The sequence below is a fragment of the Burkholderia sp. Bp9012 genome (assembly GCF_003853825.1).
Taxonomy (GTDB): domain Bacteria; phylum Pseudomonadota; class Gammaproteobacteria; order Burkholderiales; family Burkholderiaceae; genus Burkholderia; species Burkholderia diffusa.
On sequence record NZ_QTQA01000002.1, the window covers coordinates 1 to 24,472 of the forward strand.

24 protein-coding genes are annotated in these 24,472 nt (G+C 70.1%); 10 read left to right on the forward strand and 14 right to left on the reverse strand.

What is annotated here, in order from left to right; all coding sequences use genetic code 11:
- The 3 genes from DIE11_RS02205 to DIE11_RS02215 all read left to right on the forward strand — a co-directional run.
- On the forward strand, window positions 1-117 hold a 117-nt coding region (locus tag DIE11_RS02205; protein ID WP_143289751.1), incomplete at its 5' end, for a hypothetical protein.
- A gap of 214 nt (window positions 118-331) precedes the next feature.
- On the forward strand, window positions 332-1,075 hold the full coding sequence (gene phbB, locus DIE11_RS02210) for an acetoacetyl-CoA reductase (protein WP_124621248.1): 744 nt from the start codon (window positions 332-334) through the stop codon (window positions 1,073-1,075).
- A 199-nt stretch (window positions 1,076-1,274) separates the two neighbouring features.
- Window positions 1,275-1,475, forward strand: a complete 201-nt coding sequence (locus DIE11_RS02215; protein WP_059683846.1) for a hypothetical protein — start codon at window positions 1,275-1,277, stop codon at window positions 1,473-1,475.
- An 80-nt stretch (window positions 1,476-1,555) separates the two neighbouring features.
- Here the strand turns inward: DIE11_RS02215 and DIE11_RS02220 are convergent, their stop codons facing one another.
- From DIE11_RS02220 to DIE11_RS02265, 10 genes are all read right to left on the reverse strand, one after another.
- A complete protein-coding gene (locus DIE11_RS02220) occupies window positions 1,556-1,849 on the reverse strand; it encodes a hypothetical protein (protein WP_124621250.1) in 294 nt (97 codons plus the stop codon).
- 22 nt (window positions 1,850-1,871) lie between these two features.
- Window positions 1,872-2,396, reverse strand: coding sequence for a hotdog family protein (locus DIE11_RS02225; RefSeq protein ID WP_124621252.1), 525 nt, complete (start codon window positions 2,394-2,396; stop codon window positions 1,872-1,874).
- Complete coding sequence (locus DIE11_RS02230) at window positions 2,393-3,211, reverse strand: beta-ketoacyl synthase chain length factor (RefSeq protein WP_124621253.1); 819 nt, start codon at window positions 3,209-3,211, stop codon at window positions 2,393-2,395. Before DIE11_RS02230 ends, DIE11_RS02225 begins: the two co-directional genes overlap by 4 nt.
- A complete protein-coding gene (locus DIE11_RS02235; protein WP_124621255.1) occupies window positions 3,208-4,431 on the reverse strand; it encodes a beta-ketoacyl-[acyl-carrier-protein] synthase family protein in 1,224 nt (407 codons plus the stop codon). Before DIE11_RS02235 ends, DIE11_RS02230 begins: the two co-directional genes overlap by 4 nt.
- Before the next feature lie 63 nt (window positions 4,432-4,494).
- Complete coding sequence (locus tag DIE11_RS02240; RefSeq protein ID WP_124621257.1) at window positions 4,495-5,379, reverse strand: polysaccharide deacetylase family protein; 885 nt, start codon at window positions 5,377-5,379, stop codon at window positions 4,495-4,497.
- Entirely contained in the window at window positions 5,376-7,856 is a 2,481-nt protein-coding gene (locus DIE11_RS02245) for an MMPL family transporter (protein WP_124621259.1), read from the reverse strand. The genes DIE11_RS02240 and DIE11_RS02245 overlap by 4 nt, the downstream gene beginning before the upstream one ends.
- Window positions 7,856-8,500 carry a LolA-related protein gene (locus DIE11_RS02250; protein WP_124621261.1) on the reverse strand — a complete coding sequence of 215 codons (645 nt, stop codon included), beginning with the start codon at window positions 8,498-8,500 and terminating at the stop codon, window positions 7,856-7,858. Before DIE11_RS02250 ends, DIE11_RS02245 begins: the two co-directional genes overlap by 1 nt.
- On the reverse strand, window positions 8,497-9,471 hold the full coding sequence (locus DIE11_RS02255; protein ID WP_124621263.1) for an acyl-CoA synthetase: 975 nt from the start codon (window positions 9,469-9,471) through the stop codon (window positions 8,497-8,499). Before DIE11_RS02255 ends, DIE11_RS02250 begins: the two co-directional genes overlap by 4 nt.
- On the reverse strand, window positions 9,468-11,228 hold the full coding sequence (locus DIE11_RS02260) for an AMP-binding protein (RefSeq protein ID WP_124621265.1): 1,761 nt from the start codon (window positions 11,226-11,228) through the stop codon (window positions 9,468-9,470). The genes DIE11_RS02255 and DIE11_RS02260 overlap by 4 nt, the downstream gene beginning before the upstream one ends.
- Before the next feature lie 65 nt (window positions 11,229-11,293).
- Window positions 11,294-11,938: a hypothetical protein gene (locus tag DIE11_RS02265; RefSeq protein ID WP_124621267.1), complete on the reverse strand. Its 645-nt coding sequence runs from the start codon at window positions 11,936-11,938 to the stop codon at window positions 11,294-11,296.
- 565 nt (window positions 11,939-12,503) lie between these two features.
- Here DIE11_RS02265 and DIE11_RS02270 point away from each other — a divergent pair.
- The 5 genes from DIE11_RS02270 (at window position 12,504) to DIE11_RS02290 (ending at window position 16,836) form a co-directional block, all read left to right on the forward strand.
- Entirely contained in the window at window positions 12,504-12,788 is a 285-nt protein-coding gene (locus DIE11_RS02270; RefSeq protein ID WP_124621269.1) for a phosphopantetheine-binding protein, read from the forward strand.
- 115 nt (window positions 12,789-12,903) lie between these two features.
- Window positions 12,904-13,620, forward strand: coding sequence for a 3-oxoacyl-ACP reductase FabG (fabG, locus tag DIE11_RS02275; RefSeq protein ID WP_124621271.1), 717 nt, complete (start codon window positions 12,904-12,906; stop codon window positions 13,618-13,620).
- 175 nt (window positions 13,621-13,795) lie between these two features.
- A complete protein-coding gene (locus DIE11_RS02280; RefSeq protein WP_409364560.1) occupies window positions 13,796-15,007 on the forward strand; it encodes an endoribonuclease L-PSP in 1,212 nt (403 codons plus the stop codon).
- Window positions 15,008-15,117: 110 nt separating this feature from the next.
- The gene (locus DIE11_RS02285; protein WP_059607714.1) at window positions 15,118-15,924 is read left to right on the forward strand and encodes a glycosyltransferase family 2 protein; all 807 of its coding nucleotides are present in this window, start codon (window positions 15,118-15,120) and stop codon (window positions 15,922-15,924) included.
- Window positions 15,925-16,074: 150 nt separating this feature from the next.
- Entirely contained in the window at window positions 16,075-16,836 is a 762-nt protein-coding gene (locus tag DIE11_RS02290; protein ID WP_059607712.1) for a M48 family metalloprotease, read from the forward strand.
- 113 nt (window positions 16,837-16,949) lie between these two features.
- Here DIE11_RS02290 and DIE11_RS02295 read toward each other — a convergent pair whose 3' ends face one another.
- Genes DIE11_RS02295 through DIE11_RS02310 form a run of 4 tightly spaced genes read right to left on the reverse strand, consistent with a single transcriptional unit; the run spans window position 16,950 to window position 21,663 of the window.
- The gene (locus tag DIE11_RS02295) at window positions 16,950-18,659 is read right to left on the reverse strand and encodes a lactate permease LctP family transporter (protein ID WP_124621275.1); all 1,710 of its coding nucleotides are present in this window, start codon (window positions 18,657-18,659) and stop codon (window positions 16,950-16,952) included.
- A 51-nt stretch (window positions 18,660-18,710) separates the two neighbouring features.
- The gene (locus tag DIE11_RS02300) at window positions 18,711-20,156 is read right to left on the reverse strand and encodes a LutB/LldF family L-lactate oxidation iron-sulfur protein (RefSeq protein WP_124621277.1); all 1,446 of its coding nucleotides are present in this window, start codon (window positions 20,154-20,156) and stop codon (window positions 18,711-18,713) included.
- A complete protein-coding gene (locus DIE11_RS02305; protein WP_124621279.1) occupies window positions 20,153-20,866 on the reverse strand; it encodes an LUD domain-containing protein in 714 nt (237 codons plus the stop codon). Before DIE11_RS02305 ends, DIE11_RS02300 begins: the two co-directional genes overlap by 4 nt.
- On the reverse strand, window positions 20,863-21,663 hold the full coding sequence (locus tag DIE11_RS02310) for a (Fe-S)-binding protein (protein WP_124621280.1): 801 nt from the start codon (window positions 21,661-21,663) through the stop codon (window positions 20,863-20,865). The genes DIE11_RS02305 and DIE11_RS02310 overlap by 4 nt, the downstream gene beginning before the upstream one ends.
- Window positions 21,664-21,795: 132 nt before the next feature.
- On the opposite strand from DIE11_RS02310, the gene DIE11_RS02315 reads away from it, so the two are divergent.
- The gene (locus DIE11_RS02315; protein ID WP_059607701.1) at window positions 21,796-22,512 is read left to right on the forward strand and encodes a FadR/GntR family transcriptional regulator; all 717 of its coding nucleotides are present in this window, start codon (window positions 21,796-21,798) and stop codon (window positions 22,510-22,512) included.
- Window positions 22,513-22,738: 226 nt separating this feature from the next.
- On the forward strand, window positions 22,739-24,364 hold the full coding sequence (locus DIE11_RS02320; RefSeq protein ID WP_124621281.1) for a phospholipase D family protein: 1,626 nt from the start codon (window positions 22,739-22,741) through the stop codon (window positions 24,362-24,364).
- The last annotated feature ends 108 nt before the right edge of the window (window positions 24,365-24,472 follow it).

A 24,472-nucleotide genomic window follows, 5' to 3' on the forward strand; every position in this document is an offset into this window, starting at 1 on the left:
TGCCGGATCCTGGTGACGCTGCTGCACGAGATGGTCAAGCGCGATGCGAAGCGCGGGCTGGCGTCGCTGTGCATCGGTGGCGGGATGGGCGTCGCGCTCGCGGTCGAACGCGGTTGAGCAGGGTCTGACGATATTGCACGCGTGCGGCGCCGGCCGGTGCCACCCGCGTGCGCAGCAACCTTCGCGCGGAACAAGCAACCAACAACAAGCGTGATGTACCGGTGCGCCGTGCCCGCCTTGCGGGTGCCAGCGCATCGCAGCGGTGGGGCGGCAGCATGTGCCATGCCGTCGCTCCGCATCATTGACTACCTTTTTGTCGGTAACTTATAGGATGACTAAGCGAATTGCAGTTGTGACTGGTGGAATGGGCGGCCTCGGCGAAGCGATCAGCATCCGGTTGAACGATGCGGGCCACCGGGTCGTCGTCACGTATTCGCCGAACAACGCGGGCGCCGGTCGCTGGCTGACGGAAATGCATGCGGCCGGCCGCGAATTCCATGCGTATCCGGTGGACGTGGCCGACCACGATTCGTGCCAGCAGTGCATCGACACGATCGTGCGGGACGTCGGCCCGGTCGACATCCTGGTGAACAACGCGGGCATCACGCGCGACATGACGCTGCGCAAGCTCGACAAGGTCAACTGGGATGCGGTGATCCGCACCAACCTCGATTCCGTGTTCAACATGACGAAGCCGGTCTGCGACGGCATGGTCGAGCGCGGCTGGGGACGCATTGTCAACATCTCGTCGGTCAACGGCTCGAAGGGCTCGGTCGGCCAGACCAACTACGCGGCCGCGAAGGCCGGCATGCACGGCTTCACGAAATCGCTCGCGCTCGAGATCGCGCGCAAGGGCGTGACGGTGAATACGGTATCGCCGGGCTACCTCGCGACGAAGATGGTGACGGCGATCCCGCAGGACATCCTCGATACGAAGATCCTTCCGCAGATTCCGGCGGGACGGCTCGGTCAACCCGAGGAAGTCGCGGCGCTGATCGCGTATCTGTGCTCGGAGGAGGCCGGCTTCGTGACGGGCTCCAACATCGCGATCAACGGCGGCCAGCACATGCACTGACGTGCGGCGGCCCGGGCGGCGTTCGCGCGCGCGCCCGGGCCGTGCTTCCGCTGTATCCAGCGCCGGGATGGCGCGGCACGCGCGCGGTGACGGATCACGGACGCAGGTTCGCCGCGCATGCGGCGGGCCGTGTGCGCCCGCGCTCCGACTACCGCGTCGCGGCACGCGCGCCGCCCCGGCCTCGCATTCCGGAGGAGGCATGGGTGACACCTGGATGGGACTCGCGATCGGCGGCTCGGCACTGGCCGTCGCGCTGACGATGGCGATCGCGCTTCACTGGCTCGAGCGGCGCCGTGCGCGGCTGCTGCGCAACTTCGATCCTCTCGATTGCTGGCTCGTCGCGTATGGCAAGCGCCTCGCGCGCGGGCCGGCGCGTCGCACGCGTAGCGGCGCGCGCTGACGGAGGCGGTGCGGCAACGGCGCGTTCACGCGTCGTGCCGCCTCGCGCGCGTTCGTGTGCGGTACGCGGAACGCCCGCGCTCAATCGCTGCTTTTCGCCGAACCTTCGCCCGAATCGTTCTTGTGGAAGATCCGCTTCGTCGTGCGCTTGGTGGCATCCCAGCCCTCGCGCGACGCGTGCGCGATGCCGTGGCCGACCGTCTTCGCGGCGCTCGCGGTTGCGTGGCCGAAGCTTCGCGCGGCCTCGCCGGTCTTGTGCGCAGCTTCTTTCGAATCGCGCTTGATGTCCTGCTTCACTTCCGACATGTCCGCGTGCGCGATCGGGCTGATCAGCGCGAGAACGAACGCGGTGCAAATGAACTGACGTACTTTCACGACCTGGTTTCCTTGGGGCTAGTCATCGAGGGTCCGCGCCGCCGGCAGGCGGCGGAACGAATACGCCGGCCGCCGATGCATCGAGCATCACCGCGGCGCGGCCGCCGAGCAGCACGCGCTCGCCGCAGCGCAGCGTGAAGCCGTACAGCACGGAGCGGTCGTCGCCGCCGATGCGCTCGGCGTCGACGATCAGCGGCAGCTCGAACGTGTCGAGCCGATCGACGAACGCGTCGACGTTGCGCACGCTCGCCAGATAGCCGGCGCGCGGCCGCGCAGGTTCCGTCTGCGCGTGTTGCGTACCGACCAGCGCGCCGTGCACGGCCATCGCCTGTGCCGCGTATTCGATTCCACAGACCGATGCGAGCCGGTCGTGCGAGCGAAGCGGGTTGTGCGGATCGCGATGGCTCGTCGCGCTGCAGCGGATCCGCACGGCATCCCATGCTTCGACGCGATCGAGCAAGCACATCGCGCCTTCGTGCGGAATGTGCGCGGCGATCCATGCGCGATCGAGCGTTGCCGTCGTCAGCGCAGGCGTCGGCGTCGTCATTGCGCGTGCTCCGCCGTGGGATTCGCCAGCGCGATATCGACCTGCACGCGCGTATCGTCCAGATAGTCGAGCACGACGCTCGCCGTGTGCCGAGCGGCGAGCGCGTCGAGCAGCGGCAGTGCGCGCGCGGCCGGATTGCCGGTGCGCAGCGCGTCGAGTTCGGGGTTCGCGAGCGTCGTCGCCGGCGCGTCGGTGAGCTGCACGTCGATGCGCGCGAGCGTGCGTTCGCTCGCGTCGGGCACGAGCACGAGCGCGACGCCGAATGCGTCGACGATCGGTCGCACCGCACGCAGCGGCTCCGGATAGTCGGTGTCGTAGGCGATCAGCAGGCTCGGCACATGATCGACCGCGACCTGGCACAGGCTCTCCAGCAAGCCTGCGGCAAAGCTGCCGTCGTGAGCGCACAGCACGTTCGACGTCGCCATCGCGCGGGTCGCGATGCTCCAGTAGCCGGCCGGCGCGTTGTGCACGGAGTTGTGAAAGCGGGTGGGCGACAGGTGGCGATCGTCGCCGGCGAGGGTCTCGCAGATCGCGTGGCAGTTCTGACCGTCGCCGCCGGACGCGCTGAACACGGTCGCGAGCGTGGCGGCATCGCGCCCGCTCGCGGCTGCCGCCTCGAGGCCGACTGCAAGCGCGACGCGCACGACGGGGCCGGTGCGGCGGCGTTCCGCCGGCGGCAGGCTGGCGGGCGGCGGCAGCACGGTGCGCGCGCTCGCATAGGCCGCGCGGCCCGCGAGCACGTCGGCCGCGTGTGGCCAGTCGTTCAATCCCGGCCCGACGAGGCCGACACTTTCGATGAAGGCGGTGAGGGTCATGTCGGCTCCCGGCGGCGGGCATGCTCGGCGCGGCCGAGGATCAGGCTGCAGTTCGTGCCGCCGAATCCGAACGAATTCGACAGGACCGCACGCACGCGCGCCGCGCGGCTCGCGAGCACGTAGTCGGTGGCCAGCGCCGGGTCGGGCTGCGTCGTGTTGACGCCGGCCGGCACGAACTGCTCGCGCAGCGCGATCGCGGCGACGACCGCTTCGAGCGCGCCGGCCGCACCGAGCGTGTGCCCGGTCGCCCCCTTCGTCGAGCTGCACGGCGTGCGCGCGAGCAGCGCGCCGACGGCGCGGCTTTCGGCGGCATCGTTGCTGGGCGTCGCGGTGCCGTGCAGGTTCACGTAGTCGATGTCGCCTGCCGCGAGGCCGGCCGATGCGAGTGCCTGTTCGATCGCGATGCGCGCGCCGAGCCCTTCCGGATGCGGCGACGACATGTGATGCGCATCGCTCGATTCGCCGATGCCGAGCAGCAGGATCGCGTCGTCGTCGAGCGCGGCGCGTGTATCCGGCACGCGTTCGAGCAGCGCGAACGCAGCCGCTTCGCCGATCGAGATGCCGTCGCGCGCGACGTCGAACGGCCGGCACGGCCTGCGCGACAGCAGTTCGAGCGAATTGAAGCCGTACAGCGTCGTCAGGCACAGCGAATCGACGCCGCCGACGACGGCCGCATCGATCAGCCCCGCTTCGATCATCCGGCGCGCCGAGCCGAATACCTTCGCGCCGGACGAACACGCTGACGAGATCGCCATCGCCGGCCCGCGCAGCGCGAAATACGCGCGCACGAACGCGGCCGGCGAATACGGGTTGTGCGTGTGCGCATAGCGGAACCCTGCGGGCAGCGCGCCGCTCGCCGGATCGCGTTGCGCGTACGCGCGTTCGGTCTCGAGGATGCCGGACGTGCTCGTGCCGATGAACACGCCGACGCGCGCGGCGCCATGGCGCGATACGGCCGCCGCGACGCGTGCGTCGAAGCCGTCCTGGACGAGGCCGAGTTGTGCGAGGCGGTTGTTGCGGCAGTCGAAGTCGGCCAGATCCGTGCGCACGGGATGCGCATCGACGCCGTCCACCGCGCCGATCCAGGTGTCGAGATCGGCGCGTTCGAAGTCGCACGGCGTGAGCCCGCCGCGTGCGTTGCGCAGCGCGTCGACGGTCGCATCGAGGCCGCTGCCGATGCAACTGGTGGCGGTGAAGTGCGAGAGCAGGAGAGGTTTCACGAGGGTCGTATCCGGTGGCCGGAACGGGCGCCGCAGCAGGGCTGGCGGGCGCGCCGGGCAGGGTCAGATTTTATCAAACGGGGGGGCCGGCGTGCCGGGCTGGGCGGGCGATTCGGGCGCGAGCGCGGCGCGCAGCGTGGTCCACTGCAACTGCGCATCGGCGGCGGCGCGCAGCAGCGCCGGCAGCACGTCGAGCACGACCGGTTCGCCGCGCGCGTCGCGTGCCGCGTGGCCGTCGTGCACGAGCAGGATGTCGCGCGGCGCCAGACCGTCGAGCAGGCGGCGCGTGACGATGTCCGCGTCGCTCGCGCGCGTGTCGAAGCCGCGGCGCGTCCAGCTGGCGAGCTGCAGGCCGAGCTCGCACAGCACCGGCTCGAGAAATGGATTGCGCAGGCCGGCCGGCGCGCGGAAGAAGCGCGGGCGCGTGCCGGCGATCTCGGTCAGCGTCTGCTGCGCGGCCGCGATCTCGCGCCGCAGCGCGGCGGGCCCCGACAGCGAGAACGTATGCCGGTGCCGCTGGCTGTGGTTCTCGACCGCATGGCCGCGCGCGACGATCGCTTCTATCCACCGCGGATGGCGGCGCGCGAGATCGCCGATGCAGAAGAACGTCGCGCGCGCATCGTGACGATCGAGCAGGTCGAGCACACGCGGCGTGACGTCGGGGTCCGGGCCGTCGTCGATCGTCAACGCGATCCGACGGCCGGCGCCGTCCGGCAGGCGCGTCCAGTTCGGTCCGAGCAGCGCGCTGCGCGGCCACAGGCCGGCGGCAGTCAGCGCGAGATGCGACGCGACCACGCCGCCGGCTGCCCACGGCCATGCAGCCGGTTGCGCGACGACGGCCGCGAGCGCGCCCGCGTGCAGCGCCGCCGTGCCCGCGATCAGCGGCGTCGGTTTCCAGCGGCGCGCATCGCCGGGCTGCCGCGGTGGAACGGACGACGGCGCATTCATGCGCGGGCTCCTGTCAGGTTGGGACGAGCGCTGCTCGTCGCTGCGGCGCGTGGCGCGAGAATCGCGGCGAACGCGAGCGCGAGCATCGCGCCAGGGCCGACGGTCAGCCCGAAGGTTTCGAGCAGCGGCACGCGCGACAGCGCGAGCAGGCCGAAGCCGGCCACCGTCGCGAGGTTCGCGATCAGCAGCGACACGAGCGTGTGCGGCGTGACCGGTTGTGCGTCGTCGCGCTTGTTGAAGAACAGCGCATAGTTCGAGCCGACCGCGACGATCAGCAGCATTCCGACGAGATGCAGGATGGTCAGCGGCACGCCGGCGAGCGCGAAGCCGGCCGTCACCACCAGCACGGCCGCGACCAGCGGCGCGAGCGCGCGCACGACGCGACGCGGCGAGCGCAGCGCGATCAGCAGCAGCACGGCGATCGCCGCGAAACCCGCGAGCGACAGCCGGATGTCCTCGTGCACGTAGTTCACGTACAGGCGGTCGGCCTCGGCCTTCATGTCGACGAACAGCGCATCCGGCACGCCGGCGCGCGCGACCGCCGCGCGGATCGACGCGGCATCGAGCGCCGGCGTGGCCGCCGACGCGGTACGTGCGGCATCAGGCGCGCGCAGCGGCAACATCGCGCTCCAGCGGCCCGCGCGCTCGGTCAGCAGCGCGTCGACGGCGAGCGCCATCGACGTGCCGCGCAGGTCCGCGCGCGTGATCGGCGGCGCGCGGCGTGCGGTCTCGATATCGGCGATGAACGGTGCGAACAGCTCGGGCCGGACCGAGATCGGCTGGTTCGCGACGGCCGCACGCATGCGCGCGGCAAGCACGTCCGCGTCCGGCAGGCTCGCCTGGCGCGCGCGCTGCGCGGCTTCGCTCGGCAGATAGCGCGCGGGACTTTCGAAGCCCGCGAGCGTGCCGCGATCGACGAGCGGCTGCAATTGCGCGGCGACCTGTTCCGCGCGTTCGAGCGCGGCCTGTTCGGTCGGCGCGGAAATCATGACGAGGTAGCGCACGTCCGGCGCGCCGACATCGGCGCGCAGGCGTGCGTCGAGTGCCTGCGCGCGGGCGGGAACGGGGCTCAGCGCTGCAAGCTCGCGGCTCCACAGGCCGTCGCGATGCAACACGAGCGTCGCGCACGCGGCGAGCACGAGCACGGCGAGCGGCCAGCGCAGCCGCGGCGCCGCGGCGGCCGCACGCGCGAGCACCGCGCCGACGCGCGACACGTCGCGAATCGCGACGTGCTCGCCGCGCAGGTGAGGCAGCACGAAGCGCGTGACGAGCGCGGCGGCCGTCAACCCGGCGATCGAGTACAGCCCGAGCTGCACGAGGCCCGGAAAACCGGAGAACAGCATCGACGCAAAGCCGCACACGGACGTCAGCACGCCGAGCCTGATCGTCGGCCAGTACGTGGCGACCCATGCGCGCGTCGCGTCGGCAGGCCGCGCAGTGCCGCGCGCGCCGACCTGCGCCGATTGCACGAACAGGTAGATCGAATAGTCGACGGCTTCGCCGATCAGTGTCGTGCCGAAGCCGAGCGTCAGCCCGTGGACCGTGCCGAACACGATGCTGACCGCCGCGATGCCGGCCGCGATGCCTGTCAGCACCGGCAGCAGCCCCAGCGCGAGCGTGCGCGGCGAGCGGTACAGCGTCATCAGCAGCGCGACGATCAGCACGACGCTCGCCGTCGACAGCCGCTCGACGTCGTGCCGGATCGTGTCGCGCGTGTCGACCGAGAACACGCCGGGGCCGGTCATCGCGAGCGTGTACGCGGCGCGGTTCGACAGCGTCTGCGTCGCGGCGGAGAACGCGTGGCGCACCGCGTCGATCGCGCGCGCCTGCGCGTCGGTGTCGGAGCCGGCGGCGGCCGTCTGCACGACCAGCACCGCGCGCGTGCCGTCGCGCGACGTCCACACGCCATCGCGCATCGCGGGCTGCGCGCCGCTGTCGAGCTGGTCGACGAGCGCGGTCACTTCGCCGGTCGGGTCGCGCGGCAACATCGCCTTCGCGACGAGGCCCGCCGACGAGCTCAGCAGGTCGAGGCTGTCGCCGAGCGCCTGGTGCAGGCCGCCCGCGCTGAAGCGTTGCGGCGAGACGGCCGGGCTCAGCAGATAACGATGGTCGAACACGAACTGCCGGTCTTGCACGTCGTTGACCGCTTCGCCGTTGTTGATCGCCGAGAATTGCCGGTCGGCGCGCAGCGTGCCGGCGACGCGCCGCGACAGCGCGGAGCGCGTGGCCGCATCGCCGCCGTCGATCGCGACGAGGATCAGCCGCGACACGATGCCGTCACGCAGTTGATCGACGAGCACGCGCTGCCCGGCGCTCGGCGCGCTCGGCAGGAATGCGGACAGGTCAGTCGTGAAATGCGCACGGGCGATCGCGATCCCGCATGCGACGAGCGCAACCAGCCACACGAGCACGGCGCGCTGCCGCCACGCGGACGGGCGATGCGCGACGGGGGCGGTCGGCCGGGTGCGCTCGTCCATCACTTCGCCGGGACGGGTTGCAGGCGCATCGTCGAATGGTCGCCGTCGGCCTGCCGGATCGCGACGCTGCGCAACTCGTCGCGCGAGCCCTCGAGCGTGATCGTGCTGACGACCTTCAGCATCCGCGAATCGAGCGGCGTGAGCATCAGCGTCCAGTCGTCGCCGCGACCGGCGAGTGCGACCTTGTAGACCTGCTCGAGCGCGTAACGATTGCCGGCGAGCGTCGCGCGGATGCTGTCGATGAACGCGCCGAGTTCCGGATAGCGCGCGAGCGCGAGCGTGTACTTGCGGTTGTTGCGCTCGACGGTGAGCATGTCGCCGTCGACGACGAGATGTTCGGGCTTCGGGCTCAGCGTGTGCTTCTCGAGGTGGTCGGGCGCGACGAACACGAGCTCGCCCGACGATTCGAGCGGTTGCGCGGCGATCGATAGCGTCTTCGTCTCGATGAACGTCGCGCGTCCGGACTTGTGCTGCGCGAGCGTCGACATCAGCCGGTCGAGGGTCCACGCCGAACCGGTGTCGGCCGCGTGCGCGGGCAGCGCGAGCGCGACGGCGGCCGTGATGGCGAACGTGCGCGCCGAGCGGCGCAGCGCGGGCGCGGACGGTAGCGGAAACAGCGACAGGAAGCGGAGAACGGCGGTCATGCGTCGGAATCCCTCGTGGCGGACAGGTTGGCGCACGCGCGCGCATCGTCGCGGCGCGCGGCGGCCGTGCCGGTCTGCCAGAAATCGAAATAGTTGAACCAGTTGTACGGGGCCGCGCGGCAATACCTGTCGAGCAGCGCGACGTAGCGCGCGAGCGCCGCGTCGACGGCCGCCGCGCGCGCGTCGCGGCGCACGTCGGAGAAATCGGCGAGCGTCTCGAAGTGCACGTCATAGCGGTTGCCGTCGCGATAGAGGCCCGTCATGAACAGCACCGGGCGCCGCAGCATCGCGGCCATGTACAGCGGCCCGAGCGGGAACGCGGCCGGTGCGCCGAGCAGCGGCAGCCGCCGCATCGAGGTTGCTGCATCGTCGAGCAGCGTGCGGTCGGCGAGCATGCCGACCATGCAGTTCGCGTCGAGACGCTCGCGCACCTTCAGCATCGAGTCGACCTGCCCGAGCGGAATCACGTCCGGTTTCGCGGCCGGGTTCACGGCGGCGAGCGTCGCGTTGATCTTGCGCGCGTTCTCTTCGAACATCGTGACGACGACGCGCAGGTCCGGACGCGTGCGGCCGATCGCGCGCACGACTTCGAAGCTGCCGAGGTGCGCGCCCATCAGGAATGCGCCGCGCCCGCCGGCGAGCGCATCGTCGACCCGCGTTTCGCCATGCAGCCGGATGTCGAACAGGTCGAAGCGGCCGTTCATCAGGTAGACGCGGTCGTGGATCGTCGCCGCGAACGTGAATACGTGCCGGTACACGTCGCGCCAGCGCGCTGGACGGCCGAGCACGCGGCGCAGATAGTCGCGTGACGCCGAGCAGGCGGCCGGCGAGAACAGCACGAAATAGGTCGCGATGGCGTGCAGCACGACACGCGACGGCCGCCGGCCGAACCGCAGCGAGATCCAGGTCATCGCGCGCAGCAACGCCGCGTTGCTGCGTTCCTGGCGCTCGGCCCATGCGGTGCGCTTCATGGCCGTGCACCCTCCGGCGCGGCGGCCGGTGCGGACAGCACGCCGGTGGCGACGTCGCGTGCGCCGGCGCGCAGCGTGAAGCGGATCGCGCCGCCGGCCGCTGCATCGAACGCGAGATCGAGCGGCTCGCCGGGCGCGACCGGGCTCAGGAATTTCGCGGAAGCCAGCCGCCACGTGTGCAGCGGGCGGTTCAGCGACGCACCGAGCGCGGCGATCGCGTGGTCGAGCAGCACGACGCCCGGCACGATCGGATGACCGGGGAAATGACCGGGCAGTGCCGGGTGATCGGCGGGAATCGTGAACGCGAGCGGCGCAGCCGTCACGACGCGCTCGCCCGCTTCGGCCGCTGCGGCGCGCGTGTGCCGTGCGACGAGCGTGGCGAGCACGTCGCGCGGCAGCTTGCCCGTTTCGTTGCGCGGCAAAGCGTCGACGAACACGAGCGGACGCGGCATGAACGCGGGATCGATCCGTTCGCGCAGCGCGCGCTGCAGGTCGGCCGCGGCGAGCGTCGGCGCGACCACGAGCGCGACGAGCCGCGTGACCGGTTCGCGGGTCGCATCGGCATCGGCCGGCGTGGCGTCGTCCGGCATGAAGAACACGCCGTCGACGACGTCGGCGATCGCGTTCAATTGGTGATTCAGATACGCGAGCGACGTGCGTTTGCCCGCGATGTTGACGAGGTCTGCCTTGCGGCCGTGCAGCAGGAACCGGCCGTCGCCGAGCAGTTCGAGCGCGTCGCCCATCGGCACGGGGGTTTCGACGTGTCCGCCCGACGCCCACACGGTCGGACCGCTGTCGTCGCCTGCGGTGTCGCGGCCCGGCGCGTCATGTGCCGGGCGTGCGTCGAGGCGGATGCCCGGGAACAGCTGCCACGTCGCGCCTTGCGACGTGCGGCGCGTCGCGATCTGGCCGGTCTCGGTGCTGCCGTAGATCTCGACGAGCGGCGCATCGAGCGCGGCCTCGGCTTCGCACGCGAGCTTTTCCGACAGCGGCGCGGTGGCGGACAGCACGAGCGCGGCCGGCGGCAGCGCATGGCCGGCCGACAGCAGTGCGCGCAGGTGAATCGGCGACGTGACGAGCACGCGCGGCTGCGGGATCGCGGCGAGTTCGTCGCGAATGTCGACGGGGTAGAACGGCTGGCGGTTGCTGAACGCGAGGCCGCCGATCAGTGCGAGCAGCACCGTCGACTCGAAGCCATACATGTGTTGCGCGGGCACGGTGCCGATCAGCGTGGCCGCGCGGCCGTCGAGCAGGCCGAGGCGGTCGGCCGCCGCGCGCACGCAGCCGACCAGGAAGCCCCAGGTCTTGCGATGCGGTACCGGCGCGCCGGTCGAGCCCGACGTGAACACGTACGCCATGATTCGCGACGCGTCGATCTGCGGCACCACGCACGGCGCGTCGTCGGGGAGGTCGACGGGTGCGGCGTCCGGATAGGCGAAGCGCGGCAGGTCGATCGTGCAGTCCGGCGCGTCGTGCAGGCAGAACGCGTCCGGTGCGAACGACGCGAGCTGGCGCACCATCTCCGGCGTGTGTGTCGACGGCAGCAGGCTGATCCTGCCGGTGACGAGCGCCGCGCACAGGCTGACGGCGAAGCGGTAGCGATCGCGGCACACGTTGAACACGTGGCCGCCGGCGGGCAGCGCGGCGGCCACGCGCGCGACGTCGGCGACGAACGCGCGCACGCTGACGGGCGTGCCGTCGCGCCAGGCAATCACCTGGTCCGGCGAGGAATGGAACACCAGCGGGTAAGTCGGCATAAATCGGCGAAAGCGGGAGACGGTCACCGGCGCGGCCGCGATGCGGCGCCGCGCCGGTCATGAATTCATCGTGACGGCTGCGTCGACGCGCGGTACGCGCGCACCGCGTCGATCATCCTCGGCCGTGCGTCGTGCGGCAGTGCGAAGCGCCGGCACGCATGCTCGGCGGCGAACATCACCGCGACGAGCGGCAGCGACAGGTAGTTCGCGAACGTCGACCATGCGACGATCGGCGCGGTCGCGAACAGCAGCGTCGACACGGCGGCGATCGCGACGAAGAACAGCGTCCATGCGAACGTGATGCGCCGCGTGTAGATCGCGACGGCCGGCGTGATCGTGCCGTGGATCATGGTCGCGAAGCGCGTGCACAGCGGCACCTGGCCGGCCGCGAGCGTGCGGCCGAACAGCAGCGCCAGCGCGAGGTTGAAGCTCGCGTGCTCCAGATACAGGCCCCATTCGAAATGGCGCGCGAGCGGAATGCGCGCGGCCCACAGCGCGGCCGCGGCGAGCAGCCATGCGGACACCAGCCATCCACGCCTCGGCGAGCGCAATGCCGCGCCGAGCGCGAGCAGCAGCGGCGGCACGAGCGCCATCGCGAGGCCGAAGCCGTGCGCGCCGGGAGTCGCGGCCGCGTAGTGCGCGCCGATCTGGTACGCCGCCACTGCGGCGACCGCGCCGACGCCGCGTGCGATGCCGAGCGGCGAGGTCATCGCGGCGCTCCGGGCGCGCGGCGCGTGCGCGCACTGCTGTCGTCCGTCGCGGCGCGGCGGCGGACGGGCGGGCAAACCGGGGCGAGACGAATGGACGGGCGCGGCATGGCTGCTGGAAACATCGGACGGATCGGGGCCGGACGCATTCGTCGGGCCGTCAAACATCATATGAATGGCGGCCGGGACGCGTGTCCGGGCCGGCTGTCGTGCACGCACATTTTAGGGCCGCGGCGCGGCCGTTCGAGGTCGACGCAGCCGGGTTTTGTAACCGAATGTATGGCAGCGCACTGAACCTTTCGCGACGGCGATTCATTTCCGCCCGAAGCGGCTCAAGCGTCTGCTGCGATCGGGGCCTGAAACCGGCCGCGGCGGGGGGCCTTCAGTCTGTAACCAATCCCCGTATACGTGCCGATACCCATCGTCTAGAATCCGCGTAACTTTTACAAACGACCCCCAATAACGCAGGCGGGGAAGCCGGCAGACGCCGGAGGGACGGAGATTCGCGCGCGCTTCGCACGTGCCGGGCGTGCACGACGATTGCCGTTTCCGGGTGCCTCCCGCTGCCATGCGCCGCCTGCCCGCAAGCATGATGAACGCACTGGAACAAGAGCTCGCCACGCTGATCATCGGCGAACTGAATCTCGAAGACGTCCCGCTCGAAACGGTGACGGCCGGGACCCCGCTGTATGGCGAGGGCTTTGGGCTCGACTCCATCGACATCCTGGAAATCGCGCTGCTGATCTCGAAGAAATACGGCTTCGAGCTGCGCTCGGACAATCCGGACAACCAGAAGATCTTCGCGACGCTCGGCGCGCTTGCCGAGTACGTCGCCGCGCATCGCACCAAGTGACGGCGGCGCGCGCGAACGCGACGCGGCACGCAGACGATGACGGCACGCGGCGGCGGTCGCTGGACGAACCACGGCCGCGTCGATCGAGAGGAAACGCCATGAACGGAGCAATGCGATGCGGGCGCTCGTAACGGGTGGCAGCGGCGCACTCGGGCAGGCGATCTGCGCGGCGCTCGCGCAGGCCGGCCACGAAGTCTGGGTGCACGCGAACCGGAATCTCGCGCAGGCGGAGGCGGTCGCGCAGCAGATCGTCGCGGCCGGCGGCACCGCGCATGCGATTGCATTCGACGTGACCGACGCCGATGCGACGCTCGCCGCGCTCGCGCCGTTCATCGACGACGCACCGGTGCAGATCCTCGTCAACAACGCGGGCATTCACGACGACGCACCGATGGCCGGCATGTCGCGCCGGCAGTGGCATAGCGTGATCGACGTGACGCTCAACGGTTTTTTCAACGTGACGCAGCCGTTGCTGCTGCCGATGATCCGCACGCGGCGCGGCAGGATCGTCAACATCGCGTCGGTCGCCGGCGTGACCGGCAACCGCGGGCAGGTCAACTACGCGGCCGCGAAGGCGGGGCTGATCGGCGCGACGAAGTCGCTGTCGCTGGAGCTCGCGTCGCGCGGCATCACGGTGAATGCGGTCGCGCCCGGCATTATCGAATCGCCGATGGCCGACCCTGCATTTCCCGCCGAACGGATCAAGCAGCTCGTGCCGGTGCAACGCGCGGGCCGGCCCGACGAAGTCGCGGCGATGGTCGCGTATCTGGTATCCGATGCGGCCGCTTATGTGACGGGACAAGTGTTGTCCGTCAACGGCGGGCTCGCATGACGACGCGCGCGGCGTCGGCCTGACGCGAAGCAACGGCGCGCAACGCGGCGCGTGGCCACGACGCCGCGAGCCCGCACCGCATAGTGAGGAAATCGAAGTGTCAGTGTATCCAGTCGACGCCGAACGGCGAGCATGTTCCCCGTCGTCCGCCACGACCGCGGTCGCGCGCGAACACATGACAGGCGGAGCCGCCGCATCGCGAGCGGGCATCTCGCCCGCCGCGAACGGCGGCAACCGCGCGCTGCGACTCGTCCAGATCGATCATGCGCGGCTGGCTGCGCTGCTGCACGATGCGCGGCAGCGCGGCGACGCATTCGATGACGTGTTTCCCGGTGCGCTCGGTGCCGTCTGCATCGGTGCGGCCGGAGCGCCGACCGACGCGATGGCCAGCATGCTTGCCGCCGCCGCGCCCGACCTGCCGAGCGCACCGGTGCAGATGGCGCTGCTCGATGCCGGCGGCCACGCACGCGCCGGTGCGGTCTGCGAAATCTGGCAGTGCGACGCGCCCGATCTGCGCAGCGAGCGACGCGGCGCACTGCAGTATCGCTACAGCGAAACGGCGGGGCTCGTGTTCGGCAGCATCGTCGTGCAGGAAGAGCAGGAAGCGGCCGATGCGGATCGCGACGGTGGCACGCCGCTCGAGCGCGCGACATACGATGCATACCGCGCGCTGTTCCACGTGCTCGATGCGCTCGGCATTGCGCATCCGCTGCGAATCTGGAATACCGTGCCCGCGATCAACGCGCTGCAGTTCGGGATCGAGCGCTATCGTCAGTTCAATATCGGCAGGCAGCGTGCGTTCGACGCGTGCCGTCGCGCGCTGACGGGCAGCGTGCCGGCGGCCTGTGCGCTTGGCTCGGTCGTGCCCGTCACGGGCGACACGCCGCCGGCCGCGCCGCTCGCGATCCATTTCATCGCGACCCGCACGCCGGCCGATCCGGTCGAGAACCCGCGCCAGGTCAGCGCGTATCACTACCCGGCGGAGTACGGCCCGCGTGCGCCGACGTTCGCGCGCGCGGCCGCGTGGCCGGGCGACGATGCCGCGCCGCTGCTGTTCGTGTCGGGCACCGCCAGCATCGTCGGGCATCGCACCGTGCATCGTGGCGACGTCGTCGCGCAAACACGCGAGACGATCGCGAACCTGGCCGCCGTGCTCGAGCAGGCCGCGCGACAGGGGCACGGCCCGTTCGCGCTCGCCGACCTGAACTATCGCGTCTACGTGCGCGACGCCGGCGATGCCGTGGCGCTCGCCGCGATCGAACGCGCGCTGCGCGATGCGGCGGGCTCCGGCGTGCGGCCGTTGTTCGTCCACGCGGACGTGTGCCGCGACGATCTGCTGGTCGAGATCGAAGCGAGCGCCGGCCATCCGCTGGAGCACCTGTCGTGAAGCGCGCGGGCCTGTCGCTGCGCGAAGGCGGCGTCGACGAAGCCTGTCGGCAGTCGCCTGCAGGTCATAAACTTTTGTCAGGATCCTCGTCTTCGCAATCGGCCGTTCCCATGTTCAAGCTGCACGCCTCGTCCACCCATCTCGTACTGATTCCGAGCTACAACCCGGGCGTCAAGGTCGACACGACCGTGCGCAACGCCCGCGCGCAGTGGAACCCGGTGTGGGTCGTCGTCGACGGCAGCACCGACGGCAGCGCCGAGCGGCTGCAGGCGATGGCCGAGCGCGACCCCGGGCTGCGAGTGATCGTGCTGCCGGAGAACCGCGGCAAGGGCGCCGCGGTGCTGGCCGGGCTCGACGCGGCGGCCGCAAGCGGCTTCACGCACGTGCTGACGATGGACTCCGACGGCCAGCATCCGGCCGACCTGATTCCCGAATTCATGGCCGCGTCGCAGGCGGCGCCGGATGCGATGGTGCTGGGCCTGCCGAAGTTCGACGCGAGCGCGCCGCAGTTGCGCGTGCAGGGCCGGCGGCTGTCGAACGGATGGGCCGACCTCGAGACGCTATGGGCCGGGATCGGCGATTCGCTGTACGGCTTCCGCGTGTACCCCGTCGCACCGCTCGCCGCGATCATGCATCGCCAGCCGTGGATGCGCGGTTTCGACTTCGATCCGGAAGCCGCCGTGCGGCTGTGCTGGGCGGGGGTTCGACCGATCCGCATCGAAGCGCCGGTGCGCTACTTCGGCGCGCACGAGGGCGGCGTGTCGCATTTCCACTATGGCCGCGACAACGCGCTGCTCGCGTGGATGCACCTGCGGCTCTTCGCCGGTTTTGTGGTGCGGCTGCCGATGCTGGTCGCGCGGCGGCTCACGCGCCGGTCGCGTTCGACGTTCAGCCGGTCATCCGGTCACGGCGATTGATGACCTGATTGCTATCAAATTACTGGGCAATCGCGCCGTTCGTTTCGAATCGGTGAGTAATCAAGCTGTCATTTGATGTAAACGTCTGGTAATTTTCTGCCGGATTATGCAAAATCCCCGCTTCCAAATACAACTACCGAGGGATCCGGGATGCATATCAAGAAAGCGGCGGCAGCGTGTGGCATGGCGTTCCTGTTGAGCGCATGCGGCGGCGTGCAGAATCTCGACGCGAACAGCCTGACGTCGGCGGGGACCAGCCTGTTCAAGGCGGCGACGCTGTCCGACACCGACATCGCGGCGCTGTCGAACGACTCGTGCAAGGCGAGCGACGCCGAATCGAAGATCGCCGCGCCGAACAGCGCGTACTCGAAGCGCCTGACGAAGGTGATGAAGGGCTTCGGCGACATGACGCTGAACGGCCAGAAAATCAACTACAAGGTCTACGTGACCAAGGACGTCAACGCGTGGGCGATGGGCAACGGCTGCGTGCGCGTGTACAGCGGCCTGATGGACATGATGAACGACGACGAACTGCGCGGTGTGATCGGTCATGAAATGGGCCACGTCGCGCTGGGTCACTCGAAGAAGGCGATGCAGACCGCCTACGCGGTCAGCGCGGCACGCACCGCGGCCGGTGCGGCATCGCCGGGCGTCGCGGCCCTGACGAGCTCGCAGCTCGGCGACATCACCGAGAAGTTCATCAACGCGCAATTCTCGCAGACGCAGGAAAGCGCGGCCGACGACTACTCGTTCGACCTGATGAAGCAGAAGAACATGAACCAGAAGGGCCTCGTCACCGCGTTCCAGAAGCTTGCGCAGCTCGATGGCGGCAAGAGCTCGATGATGAGCTCGCACCCGTCGTCGGCTAGCCGTGCGCAGCACATCCAGGATCGCATCGCGAAGGGCAGCTGATCGCCGCCGGGGGCGCCGGCCGCGTTCGGCGCCCGGGATGAACGAAACCCCACGCTCTTGCGGGCGTGGGGTTTTTGTTTTTCGGGGAACCGGAAAAGGGCCGTGCCTCTTGCTTACGGCACCATCCCCGGCAGCACGTAGGCCTGCACGAGCGTGATCAGGCCGACGATCACCGCGAACAACAGGCTGTGGCGCACCGTGAAGCGGAACAGCTCCGATTCCTTGCCGACGAGGCCGGTCGCCGCGCATGCCACCGCGATCGACTGCGGCGAGATCATCTTCGCGGTCACGCCGCCCGTGGTGTTCGCGGCGACCGCGAGCGTCTCGGGCACGCCGAGCTGATGGGCCGTGGCTTGCTGCAGCGAGCAGAAGAGGGCGTTCGACGACGTGTCCGAGCCGGTCAGGAACACGCCGAGCCAGCCGAGGAACGGCGAGAAGAACGGGAACGCGGCGCCGGTCGCGGCCAGCATCAGCGCGAGCGTCGACGACATCCCCGAGTAATTCGCGACGAATGCGAACGCGAGCACGAGGCCGATCGACAGGATCGGGCGCGTGAGTTCCTTCAGCGTCTCGCCGAACGTGACGAGCGCGTCGCGCGGCTTCATCCGCAACAGCGCCATCGAGATCAGCGCGGTCACGAGGATTGCGCTGCCCACCGCCGACACCAGATCGATCTTCAGCACGGCGTCGAGCGCCTTCGGCGTCGCGGCGATCGGCGCGGTCTTCACGACGAGCTGGTCGAGCCCTGCCACATGGAACTTCAGCACGGTCGACGCGAGCGCGCCGTGCGCGGCGAACAGCGCCTTGAACGGCGCGATGCTCCACACGGTGACGACGGCCGTCAGGATCAGGAACGGCGACCACGCGCGCACGGTCTGTGCGAGCGTGTACGGCGACGCCTGCCGGCTCGTGCCGGTGCCGCTAGCGCCGAACCTGCCCGCGCCGAACCCGGCCAGCGCCGCGCCGCCGCCGGACGCGACGACGCCGCCGGCCGGCTGCTGCGCGGTGCGCGGCTGCCACACCTTCAGGAACGCCGCGAGCGCGACGAGGCTGACGAGCGACGACGTGATGTCCGGCAGCTCGGGCCCGATGTGGTTCGACGTGAAGTACTGCGTGAGCGCGAAGCTGCCGCCCGCGACGAGCGCGGCCGGCCAGGTCTGCCGCACGCCGCGCAGCCCGTCCATCATGAACACGAGCCAGAACGGCACCGCGAGCGACAGCAGCGGCAGCTGGCGGCCGGCCATCGCGCCGATGTGGAATGGGTCGATGCCCGTCACCTGCCCCGCGACGATGATCGGGATGCCCATCGCGCCGAATGCGACCGGCGCGGTGTTTGCAATCAGACACAGTCCGGCCGCATGCAGCGGCTTGAAGCCGAGGCCGACGAGCAGCGCGGCCGTGATCGCGACGGGCGCGCCGAAGCCTGCCGCGCCTTCGAGGAATGCGCCGAACGAGAAGCCGATCAGCAGCATCTGCAGGCGCTGGTCGTCGGTGATCGACAGCACGGACGCGCGGATGATGTCGAACTGGCCGGTCTTCACGACGATCTTGTACAGGAACACGGCCGCGACGATGATCCACGCGATCGGCCACAGGCCGTACGCGAAGCCGAAGCCGGCGGCCGCGAGTGCCTGTGGCACGGGCATGCCGTAAGCGAGGATCGCGACGCCGAGCGCCAGCAGCAGCGTGATCGCGGCCGCGACGTGGCCCTTCATCCGCAACGCGGCGAGCGCGACGAAAAAGAAGATGATCGGGATCGCGGCGACGAACGCCGACAGCCCGAGGCTGCCGAGCGGGGTGTAGATCTGATGCCAAACCTGCATGGTTGTCTCCTCCATGGATTTCTATCGGTACGGGTTTGAAAGCGAGGTGGTCTATTCGGGCTGGCCGCGTGCGCGCAGCAGGTCGGACAGGCTGCGCGGCGCCGGTTCGAGCGGCGTGCGGTGCTGCGTCCAGCCCATCTGCTTCGCGGGCGTCAGCGCGCGCAGGCGCGTCGCGGTCCAGCGGAACGCGCGGTACGCGCGCGGATGCGCGAATGCGCCGGACCAGAAACGCCACACGAGGTCTTCCGCGCGGTTGTAGTTCGCGCCCTGGCCGCGCAGCGGATGCGCGACGGGTTCGTCGGGCTTGCGGTTCGCCTCGGTGCGCAGCCGCACGAGCAGTTGCGGGATCGGGATCCGGACCGGGCACACCTCGCCGCATGCGCCGCACAGCGTCGACGCGGTCGGCAGGTCGGCCGTCGCGTCGAGGCCGAGCAGGTGCGGCGAGATGATCTTGCCGATCGGCCCCGGGTAGGTCGTCCCGTACGCGTGGCCGCCGATGCGCGTGTAGACCGGGCAGTGGTTCATGCACGCGCCGCAGCGGATGCACTGCAGCGTCGCGCGCAGTTGTTCGTCCGCGTAGGCCTGCGTGCGCCCGTTGTCGAGCAGCACGAGATGCAGTTCGCGCGGGCCGTCGCGTTCGCCGTCGCGGCGCGGGCCCGAGATCAGGTTGAAGTAGGTCGTGATCGCCTGGCCGGTGGCCGAGCGCGTGAGCAGGCTCGACAGCGGCACGATGTGCTCGAGTTTCTCGACGACCTTCTCGATGCCCATGATCGCGACGTGCGTGTCGGGCACCGTCGTCGACAGGCGGCCGTTGCCTTCGTTCTCGACGAGCCACAGCGTGCCCGTGTCGGCCGCCGCGAAGTTCACGCCCGACAGGCCGATGTCGGCTTCCGCGAATGCGCGGCGCAGCGCGCGCCGGCCGGTCTGGATCAGCTCGTCGACGTCCTCCGTGTAGCGCGTGCCGGGGATGTGTTTCTCGAACAATCCGGCGATGTCGCCGCGCGTCTTGTGGATCGCCGGCATCACGATATGCGACGGCTTCTCGCCCGCGAGTTGCACGATGAACTCGCCCATGTCGGACTCGATGCAGTCGACGCCGTGATCCGCGAGGTAATGGTTCAGCTCGATTTCCTCGCTCGCCATCGACTTGCCCTTGATCACGCGGCGCGCCTTCTTCGCCTGCGCGATGCCGAGCACGATCGCGTTCGCGTCGGCGGCCGTCTCGGCCCAGTGCACGTGCACGCCGGCTGCCGTGAGCTTCGCCTCCAGCCGCTCGAGCAGCGCGGGCAGTTGCGCGAGCGCGTGCTGCCGCACGGCTTCGCCGAGATCGCGCAGCTGCTGCAGCTCGGTGTCGTCGGGGAACTGGGTCGCGCGCTTGCCCTGCAGGAAGTCCATCGCGCCGCGAAAGCTCCGGCGCAGTGCGGGATCGTCGAGCGCGGCGCGCGCGCGGGCCTTGAAGTCGCCGGGGGCGACGAATTGCAGCGGTTGGTCGCTCATCGCGGCAGGTCCTGGCAGGCGGTTGCGGTCGGTTCGGTGACGATCACGACCCAGAGGTTGCGCGGCCCGTGTGCGCCATACGCGAGGGTCTGCTGGATGTCGGAGGTCTTCGACGGGCCCGACACCAGCACGACGTTGGTCGGCATGCCGGCGTGCCAGCGCTCCGCGTGCACGGCCGCGTGGAGGTCCGCGTGCAGCGTGTTCGCATGGACGAGCGCGACGTGCAGCGGCGGCACCAGCGACACCGTGCGCGGCGTGGCGGCATCGGGCGCGAGCACGATGGTGCCGGTTGCCGCGATGCCCGAGCGCGCGACGGTGAAGCCGGCGTCGATCGTGTCGAACAGTTCGGCTTTCCACACGTCGATCGGCCGGTCGAACGGCACTGGCGCGACCGCGTCGGGGAGCGCGCGCGCGAGGGCAGCGGATTCGGCCCGGGCCGGGTCGAGCAGCAGGCGACGCACCCCGGCGTCGGCGAGCCGCGCGGCAAGCTGCGCGGGCCACGCATCGGCGGTGGCGCACCAGACGTCGGCGTGCGACGCGGCGAGTGCGGCCTGCATCGTCTGCGCGAGCGCATGGGAATCGGGGGCGACCGGTGCGCGGCGCGCCGCGTAATGCGAGTCGATGCGCGCATCGAGGGCGGGGGCGGCGTTCGCTGCGACGCCGGGCGCGGCGGCGCGCAGGCGTGCGAGGATCGTGTCGCGCGCGCTCATTGCGCGTCTCCGCGCAGCGAGCCGGCGCCTGCCGTGCGGCGCCACAGGAAGCTCGCGAGATGCTCGACGGGCAGCGTCGCGCCGGCCTTGGCCGCTGCGTGGCCGATGTTCAGCAGGCAGCCGCAGTCCGCCGACACGAGTCGGTCGCAGCCCGTCGCGCAGGCCGATGCGACCTTGTCGTGCACCATCGCGCCGGAGATGTCGGGGTGCTTCAATGAGAACGTGCCGCCAAAGCCGCAGCATTCCGATTCGCGTTCGTGTTCGACGCGCGTGACGCCCGGCAGCGCGTCGACGAGCGCGACGCCGTGCACGCGCGTGCCCATTTCCCGGCGGGCCGCGCACGACGTATGCAGCACCACGCGCTCATCAGGTCCGGCGTTCGTGTCGATGCGGTCGAGCCGCACGTCGAGCACGTGGACGAGGAATTCGGCGAGTTCGTAGGTGCGCTCCGCGATCGCGCGCGCCTTGGGGCCGTGCACGGGGTCGTCGGCGAACAGGGCCGGCCAATGGTGCCGGATCATGCCCGCGCACGAGCCGGACGGCACGATCACGGGCCACGGCTCGGCGAACAGATCGAGCTGCGCGGCGGCGACGCCGTGCGCCTCGTCGGGATTGCCGCTGCTATAGGCCGGCTGCCCGCAGCAGCTCTGGCCGCGCGGATAGTGGACGGTCAGGCCTTCGCGTTCCAGCAGGCGGACCGCGTCGAGCCCGGCTTCGGGGACGAACAGGTCGACCAGGCAGGTCGCGAACAGATAGACGTGCGCGGGGGCGGCGCCGGGGTAGTGCCTTTCGTTCATGTCTCGCTCCAGGGGGCCGGCCCGGCAGGTGAATGCGGGACGACGATTTCGCTGCATAATTCCCGCGACGGCGCCGTAGCTCAAATTGGTTGGGCCAATCGGCGCGGCGGGTATTCCGATGGAGAGACGGCGATGGCGGCGATGACGGCACGGGGCCGGACCGAAGTGGTGATGCGCAAGATCGAGACGGCGCTGCTCGACGGCACCTGGCCGGCCGGTGCGCGGCTGCCGGCCGAGCGCGTGCTCGCGCAGCAGTACGGCGTGGCGCGCAATACGGTGCGCGAGGCGACCCAGCGGCTCGTCGCGCGCGGGTTGCTGCAGAGCCGGCGCGGCGCGGGCGTGTACGTGACGGACCAGTTGCGCGCGGGCATCGCGTCGCCGTGGGGCCAACTGGTCGCCGACCACCCGGCGCTGCGCGACGACATACTCGAATTCCGTCGCGTGCTCGAAGGCGCGACCGCGTATTTCGCCGCGCTGCGCGCGGATGCGAACGACCGGCGCCGGATCCGTACGCTGCTGCGCGAGCTCGAGACCGCGCACGCGAACGACGACGCGGCCGTCGAGGCATCGACCGACGCGAAGCTGCACGAGGCGATCGCGCTGGCGTCGCACAACACGATGTTCCTGCACCTGCACACGAGCGTGATCGGGATGCTGCGCGAGCACATCTCGATCAACGTCGCGGGGATGACGACGCACGACGAGCAGGCGTCCGAGCTGCTGTTGCTGCAGCACCGGGTGGTCTGCGAGGCGATCTGCGCGCACCGGCCCGAGGAGGCGCGCACCGCGATGCAGACCCATATCGACTATGTGCGCAGCCACTTCGAGCGAAGCGGCGATACGCCCTGAGATTGGTTGGACCATGGGTGCCGCAGGCCTGTCCGGCGGCCGAGCCGCGGGCTGCCGTTCCTGGATGCCCTCGCCGGCGGCGCGCGTAGCGGTTGCACGGCGCCGCATGCGCGAGCCGCGCGATTGACCGGTTCATCGGGCGCCCACTAGAATCGACCGGAGCCACCCGTCAGCCGCACGCTGCGGCGTTTGCGGACCCGTTGATCCGCCTGTCGAGGAAGTTTCCGTGCTTACGTCTTTGATCCGGCGCGCGCCGGCCGCGCTGTCGTGGCGCGCCGCCTGCCGCCCGGCCCGTGCGCTCGCCGTCTGCGCGCTGCTGTCGCTGGTCGCCGCCTGCGCGACGCATCCGCCCGCCACCACGCTCGATCGCCCCGTCTCGCACGCATTGCCGACCGATACCGCGACGCCGCTGCGCAACGCGCTGGCCGCGCCGGAAGCGGCGCATCCGGGGCAATCGGGCTTCCGGCTGTTGCCCGACGGCGCGACCGCGCTGCAGATGCGCATCGCGCTCGCGCGCGCGGCGACGAAGACGCTCGACATGCAGTACTACATCGCGACCGAGGACACGACCGGCAAACTGCTGCTCGGCGCGGCGCTGTATGCGGCCGATCGCGGCGTGCGTGTGCGCATGCTGGTCGACGATCTGAATTTCCGCGACATCGACCGCGTCATGGCCGCGCTGAATACGCACCCGAAGATCGAGATTCGCGTGTTCAACCCGTTCGGCGCGTCGCGGTACGGAATGATCGAGCGCACGGCCAACTCCCTGACGCGAATCGACAGGTTTACGCGGCGGATGCACAACAAGGCGATGATCGCGGACAACCAGATCGCGATCGTCGGCGGCCGCAATCTCGGCGACGAATACTTCAGCGCGAGCCCGACGCTGCAGTTCCGCGATCTCGACGTGCTCGCGGCCGGCCCCGTGACGAACGACATCTCGACGAGCTTCGACGACTACTGGGCAAGCGCGAGCAGCTATCCGCTGCGGGTGCTGAATCATCAGACGTTCGATCCGAAGGATCTCGACGCGATGCGCGACGAGCTGCGCGACCACTGGCGCAAGAACGCAGATCCGTACAACGCGAAGCCGCTGAACGCGACGCCGCTCGCGCAGCAGATCGCGCGCGACGAGCTCGAGCTCGTGTGGGCGCCCGCCGAATTCAAGGTCGACGCACCGGACAAGGTCATGCGGCCGACCGACGCGTACGTGAGCCCGCCGATGCAGCGCCTCGTCGAACTGACGCGCGGCGCGCAGCAGGAATTTCTCGCGTTTTCGCCGTATTTCGTGCCGCACGACGCGGGCGTGAAGATCCTCGGCGACACGACCGCGCGTGGCGTGCGCGTCGCAATCCTGACCAATTCGCTCGCCGCGACCGACGCGGTCGCCGTACAGGCCGGCTACGCGCCGTACCGCGTGCCGCTGCTGCTTCACGGTGTCGAACTGTACGAATTCAAGGCGCGGCCGAACTCGCCGCGTGCGGGCCTGTTCGGCTCACGCTCGCGCGCGAGCCTGCATGCGAAGGCGTATGTGATCGACCGCAAGATCCTCGTGATCGGCTCGTTGAACCTCGATCCGCGTTCCGCGCACCTGAATACGGAACTCGCGCTCGTGATCCACAGCGCGACGATCGCGCAGCAGGCCGCGACGATCTTCGCGCGCGTGACGCAGCCCGACGAAAGCTACCGCGTGAGCCTCGCGACGCCGGCGGGCGGAGGCACGCCCGAACTCGTGTGGACCGGCACCGACAACGACGAGCCGGCCACCTATCACGTCGATCCGCATGCCGGGCTGATGCGCAACCTGATGACCGGCCTCTTCATGCTGCTGCCGTTCGACGACCAGTTGTAAGGGCCGGAACGGCTCGGGCCAAACCCGCGATACCGGCGCGCGGGGAAAGGTGATATGGTTGTGCGCGCAACGATATTCGTATCGTGACGGGTGCCGTCTGACGGCTCG